This is a genomic window from Candidatus Cardinium sp. cByotN1 (assembly GCF_022810525.1).
In the GTDB taxonomy this organism is placed as follows: domain Bacteria; phylum Bacteroidota; class Bacteroidia; order Cytophagales; family Amoebophilaceae; genus Cardinium.
Map to the genome: position 1 here is coordinate 1 of NZ_JAACGG010000075.1, position 18,444 is coordinate 18,444.

The window sequence follows — 18,444 nt, forward strand, 5'->3', positions numbered from 1 at the left end:
ATAGAATTGCAAATAAATATCCCTAAAGAGGCAAGTTTTGATTTTTTGCATACTTTTTCATCAAGCAAAAAATGTCATATAAATCCCTTATTTACCAGCGATTTGAATAGATAGATTAAATCTATTTTTTGACAAATAGAAGGCAGTTGGGTTATAAATGGCTGTACTACTTGTCTTGATCTTTTTTTGTTTGAGTGGTATGCTTACTAATCTTGAGTGCTTCTTTAGCTGCCTTTTCTAAAAGATATCCGATCTCTGGGCCCAGGTATGTTTGGGCTATCTGAACATCTATGGCCAAGGTTTCTTGGGCCATATGCTGCACCTCTGTTGAATGGGTATAACCGGCTGCGTGGCGTAGATCATGGAGCCTTTCGGCTAGCTTGATAAAGAGTACAGATAGTTGAACATGATCTTCTTTAATCGCTTTTTCTAATCTATTCTGCACATAAAGCAAAGCAGGATCGTCTAACTCTTCTCGTTTATCTATTTTTACCACATTAGATACAAAGGTATAAACGCCTAAGTTGTAATGTTCTTTGATATAAGAAAGAGGCAAACAAGTATGACGGACCAATTCATAAAGCAAAGAAGCATAAATTACTTTAGGCGAGTGAAAAACCCAATCTGTTAGTAATGCAGCAATTCGTACCGCACGGACATAAAACAATTGGCCTGAAGCATGACGTTTAAAACCAAAATTTTGCCGCAATAATAAAAGCAAGCCTGAAATTGTTTTTACATCAATAGGATCTTCTTCACACAATGATTTACAGAAATGATCATGGAACTTCATTAATGTCATCATGGAATCAGCTTGCTCTTTAGGCGTAACAAGTGCTTCTGCAGTTAAACAATCTATAGGGTATTGAACAGTTATTTTATTAAGAATATCAGTTATATCGTTAGGAAGCACCAGTAAGATAGTAGGCTGCTTATCATCACCAGAAATATCTAAATAGCCATAATGGGCACGGACCATACTAGCTATAGTATGTTGCTCAAGATCTATGAATGGTGGGGCGTCTTTCTGACTTTTGGCGTCTATAGTATCTATTTCATCATAGATTGCTTTTACGTTCGGAAAAACGTGATAGAAAGTGGTAACCGGACTAATGACCAAAGCAGTAGCTGGAAAATTCATAAATAATGCAGGAGCATTGTTCCTCATAGAGTCGGCTTGCTTAAGTTGCAAAGAAGTAGGATGCAGGTGTATACCAATAACTGGTGAATTGGTGCCTCCTAATCTACCCATCCGTAAAATAGCCTTAACCAATGAATAGACTACTTGGTTGATATCACATACCATATCGGGCGATGGTTCTTGATTTAGCACGCTGATTTTTTCTATCAACAATTTAGGGGGATTTTCTACCGTTTGTGACAAAGTAACCTCTACCTTACGTATTAGCTTATCTAAGCTAATTTTAGTGGGATGCAGTAGTGCATGACTCTTAGCTTTTTCTTTTTTATTAAAAAAGACAATCCAGTCATAAAATTTATTGATGATACTTTGAAAGTCTTCTTTAAAAAGGGGAGTATCCTTATCTAAAAAGGAGATAGATTCTTCAACTTTACGCACTACTTGCTTTAAATTAAAACCATAGCCTTTAGGGTGCGTAGCACCATGAGAGGGAAATAAAGTTGCGTCATAGAGAGATGCTTTTAGCTGTTGGGCTTCTCTAATACTTTCTTGATGTTTTAGGTAAAGATTTTGGGTTATATAACTACTTAGCTTAATTTTGAGATAAATGATTATAGACAATATCAGTAAAGCTACTATGAAAAGTGGGAATAAAGAGCATAATACTGAATAAGAGAGGGTAATAGAGATTGGATAAATAGCCAATAATAGCGTGGTAGCTACCACGCTTATGGCTAGATAAAGAGACAGTACCGATAAAATGACAGCGCAATGGGCTAGAGATAAAGAGGTAGTAAAGATCGGATCTACTGCATGCCACCAATGCCAAATCAGGTTTATAGGCAGATAAGCCGCTAATCCAATTAGCCAAATTAAGCCAATACAACAAGCTGGAATGGCTTTGCTAAAAAAAGTTTTAGAAGAGGTAAAAAGCACCCCTAAAATAGCTTGGACTACGGCCCAACATATCCGTTCTGGTGTAATAAACCAATAACCTAGAATAGCAGTCATGATGAGATAGAGCCCCGTTAAGCGGAATGTAGAATCGGTGGGTAGCAGCTTAGTAAAAATAGTTGCCCTATTTGCCCAAGCATTTTGAATAGCTTCCCTCCGTTCTGCACGTTTTCGGGTATAGGCTTGTTGGATTTGCTTAAATGAATGATCTGGCTTAACCCAACCGGCATGCTTTGGCTGTTTTAGTAGATAATGGGCAGCCATCATCGCTAGACCATTAGCTAACGTAGCCAAGAAACAACCATCCATTCTGATTGAAGCATTCACCCATTTATGCCACGCTAAAATAGCTAGTAAACCTGTAGACATGCCTACTAAAGCTGTCCGAGAAGTACCTCGAAAACCAAAAATCGCTAAGATAAAAGGAGCTGCTAGGATAGGTACAGCGCAAGCAAACGACCAAAAAAGCAGTTGTAATAGATCTTTAAATTGCAAAGCTACTATCATAGCAGATAGCCCTATCACTAGCGTAATGCGTTGGGCTATTTTAAGTTGGTAGGCCTCTGTAATTATTTTTTGCTGGTATAAGCTTTTGATAATGTCGTGGCTTACCATAACCGCACAGACATTTAAACAAGAATCTGCTGTAGACATAGCCATAGCCAGTAAGCTAATCGCAAGTAACCCTTTAAAATAAGGTGGAATATTATTCATTATATAGGGCCAAATCTCCACGTTTTTTAAACCTGGTCCTCCACCTATAAAAACAAATAGACCAACTAGCATGATAAAAGAAGCTATAATAAATTTAAAAGCAGCAGCATACGAAAAAACTTTTCGAGCCTGAATCGGGTCAGAACACATATAGACTCGTTGTATAAGAGGGGGATCTATAAAAGCAAATACAATAGAGGGAACTAGTAGTAACATACCCAATAGCTTTTTATTAAATTGGAATAGACTACTAAATTGAAAGTTGGTATAGCTGCTTAACATAGGCATAATAGTGGCAATTGGCTTGCCTATTTTCACAAACATAAACCAAGCTAAAAGAGGAATAATGATGGAAAAGGTTAGGAATTGCAATACATCTGTATAGATAACTGCACGAGCACCCCCAAAGGTGGAATAGAAGACAAGCAATAAGGTAGCAAGAATAGCTACTAGATGCGGATTAATCGAACCTAAAACAATTTTCGTGGTGTAAGACATTACATTAATTTGTATAGTAATTATAATAATACACTTACAAATACCAATCAGTGCAGCCACAATCCTAGCATAGTTGCCATATACATGACCTATCGTCTCTGCAATAGATAAATGTTCCATAAAGGGGCCCATACGTAAGGCTAATTTGCCAATCATCCACATACCGAAACAAGTTGGCAATATAGTAGCTACTATCCACGTTAAACCAAGGCTATGAACACACTCTACATTGCGTATTAGGCCACCTCCGCCATAAGCAGTAGCCAATAGAGTAGCTACTAAAGTAGCGGTAGCCAAATTTTTATGTCCTACCGCATATACTCGAAAGGTGGTTTTGATTCTACTAAAGTAAATGCCTACTATCAAGGTTAATACCAAGAAGGCGGATACGATAGATACAGGTAAGGTTAAGCAAGCCATAAACTAAAATGTATTCAATAGATAAAAAAATAGTTAACAATAATTTATAGTTTCAATAGCATGCTATAAAATTTTTTTTCATTCTAATCATTTTTTTTGTAAAAAGAAAATAAAGCTAAAGGATTTTATGGCCCCGAATCGGTTAAATACGATTAAAGTGCTAGATAGGGCATTATTTTATTGCCCCAATCAGGATGGTATCCTGGTAGCTTTTGGATGGTACGCAAAGTAGTGAATTTTCCTCGCTTCTTCCTGTAATCTATAATGGATTTGGCCAGAGCTGCTGAGATATAAGGATGAGAAATCAATGCTTGAAAGGTTGCTTTGTTTAACGATATTTTTTTAGGGCTATATGGTGCTGGTATAGTCGTACAGTGCCTTAATCTTGTTTGAAGGCGGTTAGATAAATGATAGACTTCTTTATATTGATCCAATGAGATAAAGCCACCTAATTTGTCTCTATAGCCTATCACTCTTAGGGCAAGTTGTTCCGTTATTCCTATGATCTCTTGTAACTGTGCTGCAGTAGCGCTGTTGATGTTAATGGGTGCTGATTTAGCAGCGTTTTCTTGCAATAGGGTTAGATTTTTTTCCAATAAAGCAATAGCTGCATTATGACCTAATGGTTTATAAATCGACCTTTGGTATAAGTTATATACCTTGGGGGCAATGACTAAAAGCAATGTCAGGAGCATAATAGCCAGTAAGCCATTGCTTTCTCTATTAGAGAAGTGGAAGGCTTGTTTGATCGAATCTTTTAATTTGTGTAACATGATGCATAGTGGATGTTACATATTTTTCCCACTTCTCTATGAGTTTAACAAAATTTGGGGGTAAAGGAGCTTCAAAAGAGAGAGGTTTTTCTGTTAAGGGATGGTTAAATCCAAGAATGGCTGCATGTAGTGCTTGGTAAGGCATCAATTTAAAACAGTTTTCTACAAAAGCTTTATAAGCAGCATACCGTTGGCCACTAACAATGATATCGCCTCCATATTGGGTATCACCAAAAATCGGATGACCTATATGTTTCATATGGACACGAATCTGATGGGTACGTCCTGTTTCTAATTTACAGGCTACAAGGGCAACATGGTGTAGACGTTTGATTACTTGATAATGGGTAATGGCTCTTTTCCCTTGGTGATGATCTGGGAAAACAGCTATTTTTTGATGGTTATGGCTGCTTTTTCCTATATTTAAATCAATCGTACCTGTCTCATTTTGAGGATCACCCCAAACCAATGCATAATAGGTTCGTGTGACGGTGTGGTTATAGAATTGACGAGCCAATGATGCCAAGCTCTCCGCTGTTTTGGCTACTACCAATAGACCTGATGTGTTTTTATCAATGCGATGTACCAAGCCAGGCCTAGTAGCCATATTGTCTTTTAAGGGTAAATTTTTATAGCGATACAATAGTGCATGGGCTAACGTTCCCTTTCTATGAGCTGTATCTGGATGTACCACCATCTGAGCAGGCTTATGAATAACCAATAGGTGTTCATCTTCATAAATGATGTCCAATGGTATCTTTTCTGGCCTAACTATTGCTAAGTCTATCGGACTAGCTATACGTGCTACTATTTTGTCTTCAGATTGAACTACATAATTAGACTTAATTATTTGCTCATTAACCAAAACAGACTGATTTGAAATGGCTTCTTGGATTTTATTCCGACTTATATCTAAAACGTTTGATAGAAATTTGTCTATACGAAAACTACAATAGGATTTTGTAACTGTAATTAGATGCTCTTTAAAAGGTACTTCAGGTAGGTTATATTCTTTCATATAACTAAATCAATCCAATTTTAGGTTGTAAACCTTTTTTGTTCCATAATAACCTGCATCAGGAATGCATTTCTAAAAAATTTTCGTTTCTGTTGCTTAAAGCAAAGTTTAGGTTCCTGGGTTACGCTAGAAGCTGGTTGAGATAGCCTAGTTTTTGCTGTTGCTAACTGGGAAAAAGCAGTAGATCGAGGTCGTTTATCAACCACTTTACTAGCAATTGGAAGAGGCGTAACAGAAGGCTTATCTTTTTTTATATCCGCTATCTCATCTTCATTCAGCTGGTTATCAGACATAGAATCATTTACAATAATTACTGCTTTATAATATTCATATAGCCATTGAAGGACCCAAGAGATTAAAATTACAATACCTTTAATTGCTAATTCAGATGTGCATAGCAAAAGCTCCATTGGTAATAATATAAATAAGATAACGATAGAAAGACGAGCCGAATTGTTCGACTCCCATAAAATATACTAATAAACTATTTATTTTTATACTTTGTAGTATCTGTTTCTGTTTCTAGATTATCTGTGGTTCTACTAAGCCCACCTCTGTGAGTGTGTGTAGGCTCAATTGTTTTTTTGTCCTTCCTCTTTCTTTTTCTCTTCTTCTTTATCTTCATCTATCTCTATCTCTTCTTCTTCCTGCATCTGTTTGATAGATTCGTTATTTACCTTCTGGCTCGGTTCCTGTTGTGAGTGCATCACTGTCTGGGGAATCGAGGCTTCTACTTGTTGCACCAAAGCTTCTTTTTCGTCTCTGACGTCTTCCTGCTCTGTTTGAATCGGATCAATTTGCGATGCAGGCTCATCTATTCCCATCTCTTGAGGAATCTGCTGTAGTTGTTCGGGATTGTACACCTGTTGGGGCTCCAACATCTTTTCCTGGACAGCTTGTCTGCAGATAGGATAACCAGGGTTGTGAACCATCCGCTGGTGGATGCACACGGTATCGCAATCATCTCCGTGTTCGCATGATGGTTTTGAACACACACCATATTTTTCTTCATCCAAGGTTAAGACGCATATGCTGCATGATTGCTCTGCGTTTAGTTTTTCTACTTGTTTATGCTCTTTTTCTGCAGATGCACTAACGCCCTGAATAACAATGTTTTGATTGTGATTTTTTACTGTATCTATATTTGATCCTTCTTCTGTATAAGCGTCATCTGCTCTCAAACTATCCTCATCACTTGCGCTCTGATCATCTTTATTCAAACTTTCTTGAGGTAGATATAGGCAAATATTTATTGTATTATCATGTTTTTCAGTTACATATTCAGATATATTTTTTCCTATTTTTATTCCATCAGCTAGCGAATCACTATAAGGTTCCTGCTCACGGATATTAGGTCTCATGCCAGATAAATCATATGGCTTATCTGGTTCGTTTGGTCCATTTTTATGACCTCTATTGGGGGCTACCTCTTGCTTTTCTTTTATCTCAGTTGCATCAGGCGGATTATACTCAGAGATAGACTCTTGTTTAGGACTTGTATCTACCACTCCAGATGAACTATCTGTCTCATTTTGCTCGCTCGGCCAAACTTTCTCTTGTATCTTGTTTAACAAGCAAGCTCCCCCACTCAAAAACAGCATACCTAACAAGCCGAGAATACGACTCAGCTGTCTTGAATAAGATGTATGTTGCTTATACATGAATTGATCTGTATCTTGATAAGTTTTACGATATTTTAGTTTTCTTAGTAACTATAACTAAAGAATAGATTTTACTAAAAGATAGGTATTACTGAGTAATAGTGTATATATCTGCAAGAGCTACAGAAAACACAGTTTTATGAAAAAAATAATACTTTAGCAAATAAATTATGAAAAATAAGATTGTATATAACAAGATAATACTTTATTGAATAAAGATTCAAATCATTTAGAAATAAAACGGATGTCTATTCTAGATCTAATATTATATACAAGCTGTTTTAGGTTAAAAGCTTTAAAAAGCCAACAAAATCTTGTAGTGGTATTTCAGCTCATCAAGTTAAGTATTGTGAATCATCCAATGATCGTTTAAATTAGTGTTTATCATAGTTCCAAATGAAAGCCTATCTTTCACCTATTATATTAGTTAAAAGTAGATGACTATATTACCTAGTCTTGTAAAAGGTATGCGCGACTATAATTCCCTTCAGGTATATCGCCGCAATTATATACTTTCTGTTATTCAGTCTATTTATGCACTCTATGGGTTTGAACCACTAGAGACCCCTGCTTTGGAAAATCGCACTACCCTTACAGGAAAATATGGCCAAGAAGGAGAGCAACTGATTTTTCATGTACTTAAGTCTGGTAATTTTCTAGAAGGCATCGCTTCAGCAATAAACCTGCAAGATTACAAAAAATGGAGCCCACTCATCAGCGACAAAGGGCTTCGTTATGATTTAACCATCCCTTTAATGCGTCATATTGCAGCGAATCAACATCAAATATGCTTCCCATTTAGGCGCTACCAAATGCAACCTGTATGGCGAGCAGATAGACCCCAAAGAGGCCGCTATAGAGAATTTCTACAGTGTGATGCCGATATTGTGGGCAGTAGCTCTTTATTATGTGAAGCGGAAATTTTAAAATTGATCTATGATGTATGTATCAAATTGAGAATACGAGATTTTTCCATCAAAATTAACCATAGGGGCCTATTGTCTGCTATTACTGATGCAGAAAAAGAAAAATTATTTTGTACCATTGTAGATAAATCAGAGAAAATGGGCTTCGAAAAAGTTATGGCTGCATTAACAGCAGCAGGCTTTAGTAAAGAAACAATTGCATCACTTGTTCTATTCCAAAACTTTAAAGGGAACAATGCTCAGCTTTTGATACAATTAGAGCAAACCATTGGTCATATAGATCAAGGGGCAAAGGGAGTAGAAGCATTGCGTAGTATACTCACCCACGCCTATGATCTTGGGCTACCAGATGGTGTATGTGTTATTGAACCAACCTTAGCAAGAGGATTGGCTTATTACACCGGACTCGTTATGGAATTGACGGTAGCTGGCACTCCAATAGGCAGCCTAGGTGGCGGAGGTAGGTATGAGGGTCTTGGAGAACTGTTTGGAGCACTTGGGCGAACTGGTGTAGGCTTTTCCTTTGGAATAGATAGACTTTACGACCTTATGGAGGAGCAAAATCTCTTTGAGTCTATTACCAACTACACAACAGAGGTATTATTAACTAATATTGAAGAAAAAGTGGAAGAGGAAATCCTCCATTTACTGAGTCAGTTACGTGCAGCTGGTTTTAAGGCAGAATTATATCCTGAGCGGGTAAAAATTCGAAAACAACTAGCCTATGCCCACAAGAAAAATATCCCTTTTGTGATCATACTAGGCGAAACAGAATCAGCTATGAACCACTATACGCTAAAAAATATGCAAACAGGAGTGCAAAATAGCCATAGTTGGCCTGGGCTCTGTGAGGTATTAAAAATAGCTTTAGTTGCAAAAGGTTAGCTATGGATGCATTATGGACCATTATTGTGGCTATTCTTGCAAGCATAAATTGTGCCTTAGTAGGTACCTATTTGGTGTTGAGAAAAATAGCGATGATGGGAGATGCTATTGCCCATTCAACACTGCCAGGGATTGTATTGGCCCTTTTGATAACAGGATCTAAAAATTCCCCTATACTCATTGTTGGAGCCGGTATAACAGGTGTGCTGGTCACCTTCTTGATAGCATTTCTAGAAAAGAAAATAAGCATACAAGCAGATGCGGCTATAGGCATTAATTTCACCTTTCTTTTTGCTTTAGGAGTTATTTTAATCTCTTTTTTCAGTAGAAAAATAGATCTAGACCCAGAATGTAGCCTCTATGGTGAACTGGCAACTGTTTCATTAGATGTATGGCGAACTGCTAGTGGTATAAATCTAGGACCCAAAGCATTTTATATTTTATTAACCGCTTTAGTCATCAACTTAATTTTTCTTAGAATTGGTTATAAATATCTGTTTGTCAGTACTTTTGACCCACAATTTGCCCAAAGTATTGGGGTGCATACTACCCGTTGGCACTATTGCTTAATGGCCATAACCTCGCTTACAACGGTTGCTGCATTTGAAATAGCAGGCGCTATTTTAGTAGTTGCCCTTTTAATTGTTCCAGCAGCAACTATGTATTTGGTCACAAAATGTCTGAAACGTTTGTTATTTTACAATGTGGTCTTTGCTATATTAAACGCTATTGGCGGATACTATACCAGTTTCTTGTTAAATAGTTCAATGGCAGCTACTATGGTGACCATATCGGGGCTATTATTCTTGGTTACTTTTGTATTTTCCAAAAATAATTAAGATAATCGCAAGTAGGCTCCATAATAAAGAAGCCATCTGGGTGATCCAGCCTTGACAAGCGTCTATCTTTAATTTTATTAAAAATACATTTACATATATGCATATAACGGGAAGATTATTTGAAATTAATCCGCCACAGCAAGTGTCTGAATCATTTAAAAAAAGAACTTTTGTGGTAGAATATGTAGAAAATCCACAATACCCAGAATATATCTCTTTTGAGTTGATTCAGGACAAATGTGATCTGCTAGATGGATTTACAGAGAAAGAAGAAATAACCGTTCATTTCAATCTTCGAGGCAGAAAATGGACCAATCCAGAAGGAGTTGTCAAATACTTTAATGCTTTGCAGGCATGGCGATTAGAAAAAGGCAATAAAGTCAATGAATCAACTGTAACCAGTCCATCTGCTAGCGATATAGAGGATGATTTGCCTTTCTAAAGGCATGCTTAAGCTGATTCTTTCATCAAGAAAAAAATATCGTACAAAATCCTTATGCTTGGCTTTACCAAGGGGCAAAATCCTTAAGTTGCCCCTATTAGCTAAACGAGCCACTTACTAGTCTACCAGCTAGTGTACTATGAGATTTATAAAAAAAAATATAAATTTGCATTGTAATGTGTTACCCGCATTTCTATTCCTAAAACAATGATTAGGATTAAAAACAATAAGCGGCTAGTTACCTTTTTATAACTATTACTATATACTGTGCATTTATTAGGAACAAAAGCCCCTATTTTTAAGGCGCCTGCTGTCATAGATGGTGAAAACATTGTAACTGACTTTTCACTGGAACAGTTTTTAGGGGTTAAAGAAGTACTTTTTTTCTTTTACCCAAAAGATTTTACTTTTGTCTGCCCTACTGAATTATTGTCCTTTCAACAACATTTACCCCAATTCATAGAACGCAATGTCGCACTGGTTGGTTGCTCTACTGATACAGAAGAAACGCATGCTGCTTGGTTACATACACCCAAAACAAAAGGAGGTATCATGGGTGTCACTTATCCATTAGTTGCTGATACCAGTAAGACCATTGCTTCCAACTATGGTGTGCTAGGAGGTGATTGGAGCTATAACGAGCATAACCAATTGATTTTCACAGGTATCCCTCTAGCTTATCGTGGCACTTTTTTAATCGATAAACAAGGTGTCGTCCGATATATAGCGATCAATGATCTACCATTAGGTAGAAACATCCATGAGATATTACGTATCATTGACATGTGGCAACATGTCCTCCAATTTGGAGAAGTTTGCCCAGCCAACTGGGCAAAAGGGCGTAAAGCGCTAAAAGCTACTCCTGAGGGCGTATCCAATTATCTAACCCTAAATACAGAACTATGAAAAGAGCATGATGGTTAGCAGACTTATTTTGCTACTCGTTTAGGCTGAGCGATTTGTATAGGACATGGAGTGCAAAATAAAACTCTGGCATACACAATAAATGTAAACACCAAATCCAAATGCAAATTAGTAGCAAAAGTAGCATTTCAAAAAAACATTTTACAACATCATAAAGTATCTAATCTACCAATTAGTTTTATTTCATACTTTATATTTTAACTAAATTAAAAACACAATGAGCACGAAAAAAGAATTTGGTAACGTACGTGGAATAATATTCCCGATTTACAAAAGTGAGCTGCGTAAATTTTTGCCAATGGCTTTTATATTTATTCTTATATCTTTTTGTTATGCCCTTACACGCTCCCTTAAAGATATGAATATGATAAAGGAAGTTGGTACCACCGCTATTTACTGGTTAAAAGCAGCAGCCATTACACCTAGTATGATTTTCTTTACGATTCTTTATGGGAAAGTCAGTCGTTCTACGGGAAGAGATGGCCGCTTTAATGCTGTTATGATTTACTTTTTAGCTTTTTTTACCTTGTCTTTTTTGTTTTTACTGCCACAAAGAGAGCTATTGCAGCTGAATACGTTCTTTACAATATTTGAAGCAAGATTTCCGAATCTTATAGCACTTTGGAAAGCTATTTGCCATTGGCCTATTTCGCTTTTTTATATCCATGCGGAGGCTTGGGGCACTTTTGCATTAAGTGTAACGTTTTGGACTTTTGTAAATGAAATTACAGCTGTAAATCAGGCTAAGCGTTTTTATAGCTTCTTAAGTATGTTTGCGGCTCTTGGGAGTATTCTGGCTGGATCCATTCTTAAGTTGGATAGCGTGGCTGAACATTTTCACCAAGGTTTAAAATTTGTGATTATAGCTATCGTTTTGATTCTAGTAATATACAACTACTTTACTGCAGATATAAAAGCTAATCCAGCCTACTATCAGATTCAGCAAAAGCCTAAAAAAGTCAAAATAAAAATGTCTTTTATAGAGTCTATCAAATTTCTAGCTCGTTCCAAGTACCTTATGTTGCTTTCTATATTGGTAATTGGTTATGGCTTAGTGATTGCGTTATTTGAAGCTGTACAAAAAGATCAAATCGAACAGTATACAAAATTAACTGGAGATGATACTATTCTGGCAGGCATATATGCTCAACAACAAACTGCAGTAGGTATTATTTCTATTTTAGTAACCCTTTTTCTTGCTACACCTATAATAAAACGAGGATGGCGTTTTGCGGCATCTGTTACACCAGTTACCGCTTTGGTGATGACCGTTCTATTTTTTACCTTCCTTCGTTTTGGTGATGTGTTCGATCCTATTTTAAAGGACTTTCATCTTAGTTCTTTATATCTGGCCGTTGAAGTAGGTATTTACAATGTAGTGTTGATTAAGTCGGTTAAATATGTCTTATTTGATCCTACTAAAGAAGCGGTCTATATTCCACTAGATGAAGAAACAAAGGTCCGTGGTAAAGCAGCTGTAGATGGTGTAGGTTCCCGTTTGGGAAAAAGTTTAGCCTCTGTATTGATTACAGCTATGTCTTACTTATTTGGTGGTGGTGGAATTAGTGGTATTCGTACACCAATTGTGCTGATTATCATAGCTGTTATTATACTTTGGTTAATAGCTGTTCGAACCTTAGGCAGGTTAAAAGCAGAGGCTGAAGCCAAACATGAAGCAGAACTTAGCAGTGCAAATAATGCACAAGTAACTAAGTAGTCCATTATCCTGCTTTTTGCTTGATTACAAGCTACCCCAAAAATCACGTCCCTTGTACAATGTTTTGGAAAGCACCTCTTGCACCTGGAAAACAGAATTGGCTGGTTTGTAGCCGTCAGCAGCCTCTTTTTTTATTTCAGCTGTAAGGGGTGCTTGATGATTGTATCCCTTTACAAGGGATCTCTTTTCTTGCTATATGTATCCCTACCGTAGTACTGAATACAGGCTATTTTTAAGTTATATTGTATTAATCTATTTAAACTGACCAGCTATGATTCAAAAAGAACAAGTCGTAGAAGCTATTAAACAAGTTTATGATCCAGAGATACCCGTAGATATCTATGAACTAGGGCTTATTTATGAGATTACTATTTTACCACTCAATAATATCGAAATCTTAATGACGCTTACTTCCCCTAATTGTCCAGCTGCAGATATGATACCTAGTCAAGTAAAAGAAAAAGTCAAAGCTATACCCGACGTACATGAAGTAAAGGTTCATCTTACCTTTGAGCCGCCTTATACCATAGAGCGAATGTCTCAAGCAGCCAAATTAGAATTGGGATTTGTATAAATGTACGATGCCTAATAAAGGCATCAGCCTTATGGTAAACGCTTTGGTTTTTTTGAAAATTATTGTGCCCATAATTACGATTATGCAATCCAACAAGTAAATGAACAATTCCTTGCCAACCTACTCAATACGCACTCGTTGCCTTGTTTAGGTTTTTTAAAATGCTTAAATTGCCTATCCGTTAATTCTGTTGGTGATGTAGCTCAGTCGGTAGAGCATCGGACTGAAAATCCGTGGGCCGGAGGTTCGAGTCCTCTCATCACCACCTTGCGTCTTGCAATAGATAGTTTGCCAAGTCTAGAATTGTTCGCTCTATACCACTCGGTGGTAGTGGGCAATTCTAATAAAGAAAAAAGTAAATTACAAAGTAACCAATAGATTATTTACCAATCTGCTCAACAGCTACGAACTGTTTTTTTCATCCATATACAAGATGTTTAATCGACTTTTTGCTAACGTTTTCACTTCAAAGAAAGAGAAACAACGCCGTTTTTACAACGAAAAAGTTTGCGAAATCAACCAAATTTATCAGTTATTGCACCCGCTTTCTCATGATCAATTACGGGAAGAAGTGACCGCTATACGCAAAAAGATAGCTGCCCATTTACAGCCTATTACATCTGAAATGGCACAAATCAATAGATCTTCGGATGAACAGTCAAGCCATGCTTTGGCTGCTGTTAACGCAAGGGTAGACCAATATAACCGGTTAGAGCAATTAAAGAAACAACACAAAGCAGCCTTAACAGACATTTTAGATCAAGTCCTGGTTCGTGTTTTTGCTATTGTCAAAGAAACGGCTCGCCGTTTTAGGGATTATAACCAGTTAGCCGTTGCTGCTCATGATCATGATCATGCCATTGCAGCCCGTAAGTCTTATGTAACCATAGAAGGCAAGCAAGCCATTTGGCAAAATCAATGGCCAGTAAGTGAACATATGGTTGTTTGGGAAATGGTGCACTATGATGTACAATTGATAGGCGGAATGGTTTTACATCAAGGGAAAATAGCCGAAATGGCTACTGGTGAAGGCAAGACGCTTATTACCACCTTAGCTGCCTTTTTAAATGCCCTAAGCAATCAAGGCGTTCATGTGGTTACCGTAAATGACTATTTAGCTAAGAGAGATGCAGAATGGATGGCTCCTATTTTTGAGTTTCATGGTTTTACAGTGGACTGTATAGATAACTACCCAGCCTACTCCATTGAGCGCCAACGTGCCTATCAAGCAGATATTATTTTTGGTACCAATAATGAATTTGGTTTTGACTACCTCAGGGATAACATGGTAACCGATGCCAGTGATTTGGTACAACGTGCGCACTATTTTGCTATTGTAGATGAAGTTGATTCTGTACTTATTGATGATGCTAGAACACCACTCATTATTTCAGGTCCTGTAGAAGAGAGCGATGAACATATTTATCAAGAGTTGGTTGGTAAAATTGGGCATTTGTATGCACTGCAGAAGGAGCTAGTTATTAAGCTGTTACAAGAAGCAAAGCAAAAAATAAAAGCAGGCAACACAGAGGAAGGAGGGCTAGCCCTTTTTCGGGCCTATAGAGGGTTGCCTAGATATAAGCCTTTAATTAAATTTCTAAGTGAAAAAGGCATGCGTCAGATCCTTGATAAGGTAGAGTCTTACTACATACAGGAAAATAGTAAAATGATGCCGGAAGCTGACGAACCTCTTTTCTTTGCCATTGATGAAAGGCATAACAGTGTTGAAATCACTGAAAAAGGGCTTACTCATTTAACGGAGCAAGAAAAAGATCCATCTTTCTTTGTCTTACCAGATGTGGCAGCCCATATGGCCACTATTGAGAATGACACTACGTTGACCCATGAAGAAAGACTTGCCCAACGTACTTATTTTCAACAAGCCTATAAGGTAAAAGCACAACGCATACATGCCCTGCATCAGTTGTTAAAAGCCTATGCTTTATTTGAAAAAGATGTAGCCTACATTGTAGCCAAGGGTAAGGTAAAAATTGTAGATGAACAAACAGGACGCGTTTTAGATGGACGTAGATATTCAGATGGATTACACCAAGCATTAGAGGCAAAAGAGGGCGTTAAGATTGAAAAACCTTCTCAGACCTATGCCTCCATTACCTTGCAAAGCTACTTCCATATGTATGATAAGCTAGCTGGTATGACTGGTACAGCCGAAACAGATGCTGAGGAATTTTGGGATATTTATGGCCTTGCGGTAGTACCTATTCCCACCCATAGGCCATTGTTACGGGAAGATAGAGAAGATAAAGTCTACAAAACAGTACGGGAAAAATTCAATGCCATTATTGAAGAAATTGTTTCGTTATCTACCCAAGGGCGTCCAGTTTTAGTCGGTACTACTTCAGTGGAAATATCTGAATTAGTAAGTAAAATGCTCGCTTTTCGTAAAATTCCTCACCAAATCTTAAATGCAAAGCATCATCAAAAAGAAGCAGAGATTGTAGCACAAGCTGGTATTACTGGTACCGTTACCATTGCTACCAATATGGCAGGTCGTGGTACCGATATTAAACTAACACAGCCTTCTAAAGAAGCTGGCGGATTGGCTATTATTGGTACTGAGCGTCATGAATCAAGACGCGTCGATAGGCAGTTGCGTGGCCGTGCTGGACGACAAGGCGACCCAGGTTCTTCTCAGTTCTTTCTTTCTCTAGAAGATAATTTAATGCGGCTCTTTGGTTCTGATAGAATCGCTTCTGTAATGGATCGAATAGGTTTAGAAGAAGGGGAGGTGATTCAACATAGAATGGTTAGTAGGTCTATTGAAAGAGCACAAAAAAAAGTAGAACAGAACAACTTTGCCATGCGCAAGCGTTTGTTAGAGTATGATCGTGAAATGGGTACCCATCGTGGTGCAGTCTATCAAAGACGAAATCATGCCTTATTAGGTCAAGGCGTAGAGGTTGATATTATGAATATGCTCTATGATACGGTCACCAACATTATAGAACATGAAGATAGTAAGCTAGAAGCAAGTTTTCTAAACCCCATTTTTGCCAGTGTATTTGGCCTTTCAGATCCTTTTTCAGCGTCATTTTTTACAGGTAAAAAGAAAGAAGTGCTTATAGAGGATATTTATCAGCAATTAACTAAGATCTATTACGAACGTTCCGCAGCACTACAAGCCATGTTATGGGCCTATTTTAAAAAGTCTCCTGCATCAGGTCGTAGTACTATTTTAGAAGCTCCCTTTTTTGATGGAAAAATCTATATTACAGCCTCTACCTACTTTAACGACTTTATGGATTCTAATGGAAGAGCTATGGTTAAGAATTTAGAATGTATGGTGGTCTTACATGTAATTGATCAATATTGGAAAAGTCATTTACGTGTTATGGACGATTTAAAGCAATCAGTTCAAAATGCTATTTATGAAAGACAAGATCCCATTATCACCTTTAAGTTTGAGGCCTACCATTTATTTAGAAAATTTATGGCTACTGTTAATCAAGAAATTATCTCTTTCTTGTTTCATGCCTCTTTTTATGTGCAATTGCCATTAAAAGGTCATACGGAAGATCAGCCCGACAAAAAAAGCTTATAATAATTATAAACTTATCTACCCATACTATGGGTCAGTAATGACTAAATGTTTTGTAAAAAAATCTATTAAATAATTTACTATCATGAAATTTCAGCCTATTTCCAGAAAAGTTTTTTGTAATAAAATAACTAAGCTATTGTATCTTGCTATTCCTATTTTCATATCTATTTCTTTGTTGTTTATTGGTTGTGACTGTAAAAATGATACCCTTCCTGATGTAGAGAAAAGCTATAGTGATTCTTCTGATTCTTCTGATTCTTCTGATTCTTCTGATTCTTCTGATTCTTCTGCGTGGCAAAATCATGATACTGCTAGTAGTACTATTTTGGATGTAGCCCAAAATCAGCCACCTATATTTTTCCTAGCCCATGGCTTAGGAGATACGGCTAATTGTTTTAAATTCCTTGCAGGCGAACTTCCTAAAAAGTGCCCTGGTGCCTTGATCATTCTTTCAAATAGTGTAGAGGGAAAAACCCACTCTCTTTCTATAGAGGAACAAGCTGAACAATGTCATAAAGAATTTTCAATTGAAGTTTCAAAAATACCTGACGCTAAGCAGCGTCCTATCATACTCATTGGCCATAGTCAAGGAGGACTTCGTGTATCTGCGTTAGCACCTAAACTCCAAAAAGAAGGTTACAACGTAAAAATTATTGGCATCAATACGCCATTCGAAGGCGCCCCTCTGCTTAGGTTCGAAAATGAAACTTCATTAAAGAAATATATTCGAGACCGCTTGAACAGTGCATGCCCATCATTATTACGTTCTTCGTTAACCAACATCATGAATCATGCAGCAGATCAATTAGTAGATTTGGTTACCCAATGCTTCGGAAAATATGATGCAATTTCTAAAGAACCAGGAGTGAAAGATTTAAAGCCAGGCAATTCATTTTTCCGTAGGCTTCAAGGTAAACTTGCTAAAACCAATATTCCTATACTAGCAATAGCAGGTGCAGTAGACTCTAAAAGAAAAATAGATTTATTGCCTATCCTTAATATAATTGATGGGACTAAATTGCCTTTTGACCTAAATAATTGTTTGAAGAATGTGTTAGCAGACGTGCTAGTTGGTCAAACAAGTAATTCTGATAGAAGGCATGATTGCACTCTTCCAGTTTATAGTCAACTTGGAAGCAATATTTTTGCTGAAAATAAAAATTTTATTAGGCGTGTTATTAGGCGTGTTATTAACAATACAATCCATGTTCATCCTATTGATGATTCTAATCCTTTATTTGCTTTGCTTCGTGCTGCAGGTCTTTCAGGTACATTGGATAGTCCTGAAACAGTAGCTGTGATTCAGAAATTTGCTAAGCGGTAAGCAAATGGCTAATCGTCTACTCTATCATCACCTATTTGTTCGTATCCGTTCATGACTGTGGTTTTTCTTCGA

13 protein-coding genes and 1 tRNA gene are annotated in these 18,444 nt (G+C 37.2%); 9 read left to right on the top strand and 5 right to left on the bottom strand.

Annotated elements, in window-relative coordinates; all coding sequences use genetic code 11:
- Nucleotides 1-166: 166 nt before the first annotated feature.
- From MUW73_RS02170 to MUW73_RS02190, 5 genes are all read right to left on the bottom strand, one after another.
- On the bottom strand, nucleotides 167-3,727 hold the full coding sequence (locus MUW73_RS02170) for a sodium:solute symporter family protein (protein WP_243018306.1): 3,561 nt from the start codon (nucleotides 3,725-3,727) through the stop codon (nucleotides 167-169).
- A 152-nt stretch (nucleotides 3,728-3,879) separates the two neighbouring features.
- Nucleotides 3,880-4,500 carry a ComEA family DNA-binding protein gene (locus tag MUW73_RS02175; protein ID WP_243018305.1) on the bottom strand — a complete coding sequence of 207 codons (621 nt, stop codon included), beginning with the start codon at nucleotides 4,498-4,500 and terminating at the stop codon, nucleotides 3,880-3,882.
- Complete coding sequence (locus MUW73_RS02180) at nucleotides 4,451-5,518, bottom strand: RluA family pseudouridine synthase (protein ID WP_243575212.1); 1,068 nt, start codon at nucleotides 5,516-5,518, stop codon at nucleotides 4,451-4,453. Before MUW73_RS02180 ends, MUW73_RS02175 begins: the two co-directional genes overlap by 50 nt.
- 20 nt (nucleotides 5,519-5,538) lie before the next feature.
- Nucleotides 5,539-5,928, bottom strand: coding sequence for a hypothetical protein (locus MUW73_RS02185; RefSeq protein WP_243575213.1), 390 nt, complete (start codon nucleotides 5,926-5,928; stop codon nucleotides 5,539-5,541).
- A gap of 162 nt (nucleotides 5,929-6,090) precedes the next feature.
- On the bottom strand, nucleotides 6,091-7,119 hold the full coding sequence (locus tag MUW73_RS02190; RefSeq protein ID WP_243575214.1) for a hypothetical protein: 1,029 nt from the start codon (nucleotides 7,117-7,119) through the stop codon (nucleotides 6,091-6,093).
- A gap of 497 nt (nucleotides 7,120-7,616) precedes the next feature.
- On the opposite strand from MUW73_RS02190, the gene hisS reads away from it, so the two are divergent.
- The 9 genes from hisS (at nucleotide 7,617) to MUW73_RS02235 (ending at nucleotide 18,372) form a co-directional block, all read left to right on the top strand.
- Complete coding sequence (gene hisS, locus MUW73_RS02195; protein WP_243018301.1) at nucleotides 7,617-8,990, top strand: histidine--tRNA ligase; 1,374 nt, start codon at nucleotides 7,617-7,619, stop codon at nucleotides 8,988-8,990.
- Between the two features lie 2 nt (nucleotides 8,991-8,992).
- Entirely contained in the window at nucleotides 8,993-9,829 is an 837-nt protein-coding gene (locus MUW73_RS02200) for a metal ABC transporter permease (protein WP_243018300.1), read from the top strand.
- Nucleotides 9,830-9,926: 97 nt separating this feature from the next.
- Nucleotides 9,927-10,271, top strand: coding sequence for a DUF3127 domain-containing protein (locus MUW73_RS02205; protein WP_243018299.1), 345 nt, complete (start codon nucleotides 9,927-9,929; stop codon nucleotides 10,269-10,271).
- A 267-nt stretch (nucleotides 10,272-10,538) separates the two neighbouring features.
- Nucleotides 10,539-11,177 (top strand): peroxiredoxin, encoded by a 639-nt coding sequence (locus tag MUW73_RS02210; RefSeq protein WP_243018298.1) that lies wholly within the window; start codon nucleotides 10,539-10,541, stop codon nucleotides 11,175-11,177.
- A 235-nt stretch (nucleotides 11,178-11,412) separates the two neighbouring features.
- Nucleotides 11,413-12,912, top strand: coding sequence for an NTP/NDP exchange transporter (locus tag MUW73_RS02215; RefSeq protein WP_243018297.1), 1,500 nt, complete (start codon nucleotides 11,413-11,415; stop codon nucleotides 12,910-12,912).
- Nucleotides 12,913-13,183: 271 nt separating this feature from the next.
- Complete coding sequence (locus MUW73_RS02220; RefSeq protein ID WP_243575215.1) at nucleotides 13,184-13,486, top strand: iron-sulfur cluster assembly protein; 303 nt, start codon at nucleotides 13,184-13,186, stop codon at nucleotides 13,484-13,486.
- A gap of 192 nt (nucleotides 13,487-13,678) precedes the next feature.
- Nucleotides 13,679-13,751: transfer RNA gene (locus tag MUW73_RS02225), tRNA-Phe, on the top strand.
- Between the two features lie 168 nt (nucleotides 13,752-13,919).
- Nucleotides 13,920-17,048: a preprotein translocase subunit SecA gene (secA, locus tag MUW73_RS02230; protein ID WP_243018295.1), complete on the top strand. Its 3,129-nt coding sequence runs from the start codon at nucleotides 13,920-13,922 to the stop codon at nucleotides 17,046-17,048.
- An 82-nt stretch (nucleotides 17,049-17,130) separates the two neighbouring features.
- Nucleotides 17,131-18,372, top strand: coding sequence for an esterase/lipase family protein (locus MUW73_RS02235; protein ID WP_243018294.1), 1,242 nt, complete (start codon nucleotides 17,131-17,133; stop codon nucleotides 18,370-18,372).
- Nucleotides 18,373-18,444: the final 72 nt, after the last annotated feature.

Bases quoted from the DNA above. Each gene is read 5' to 3' on its own strand.
- MUW73_RS02170 (WP_243018306.1), bottom strand. From the start codon at position 3,727: ATGGCTTGCTTAACCTTACCTGTATCTATCGTATCCGCCTTCTTGGTA.
- MUW73_RS02175 (WP_243018305.1), bottom strand. From the start codon at position 4,500: ATGTTACACAAATTAAAAGATTCGATCAAACAAGCCTTCCACTTCTCT.
- MUW73_RS02180 (WP_243575212.1), bottom strand. From the start codon at position 5,518: ATGAAAGAATATAACCTACCTGAAGTACCTTTTAAAGAGCATCTAATT.
- MUW73_RS02185 (WP_243575213.1), bottom strand. From the start codon at position 5,928: ATGGAGCTTTTGCTATGCACATCTGAATTAGCAATTAAAGGTATTGTA.
- MUW73_RS02190 (WP_243575214.1), bottom strand. From the start codon at position 7,119: ATGCTGTTTTTGAGTGGGGGAGCTTGCTTGTTAAACAAGATACAAGAG.
- hisS (WP_243018301.1), top strand. From the start codon at position 7,617: ATGACTATATTACCTAGTCTTGTAAAAGGTATGCGCGACTATAATTCC.
- MUW73_RS02200 (WP_243018300.1), top strand. From the start codon at position 8,993: ATGGATGCATTATGGACCATTATTGTGGCTATTCTTGCAAGCATAAAT.
- MUW73_RS02205 (WP_243018299.1), top strand. From the start codon at position 9,927: ATGCATATAACGGGAAGATTATTTGAAATTAATCCGCCACAGCAAGTG.
- MUW73_RS02215 (WP_243018297.1), top strand. From the start codon at position 11,413: ATGAGCACGAAAAAAGAATTTGGTAACGTACGTGGAATAATATTCCCG.
- MUW73_RS02220 (WP_243575215.1), top strand. From the start codon at position 13,184: ATGATTCAAAAAGAACAAGTCGTAGAAGCTATTAAACAAGTTTATGAT.
- secA (WP_243018295.1), top strand. From the start codon at position 13,920: ATGTTTAATCGACTTTTTGCTAACGTTTTCACTTCAAAGAAAGAGAAA.
- MUW73_RS02235 (WP_243018294.1), top strand. From the start codon at position 17,131: ATGAAATTTCAGCCTATTTCCAGAAAAGTTTTTTGTAATAAAATAACT.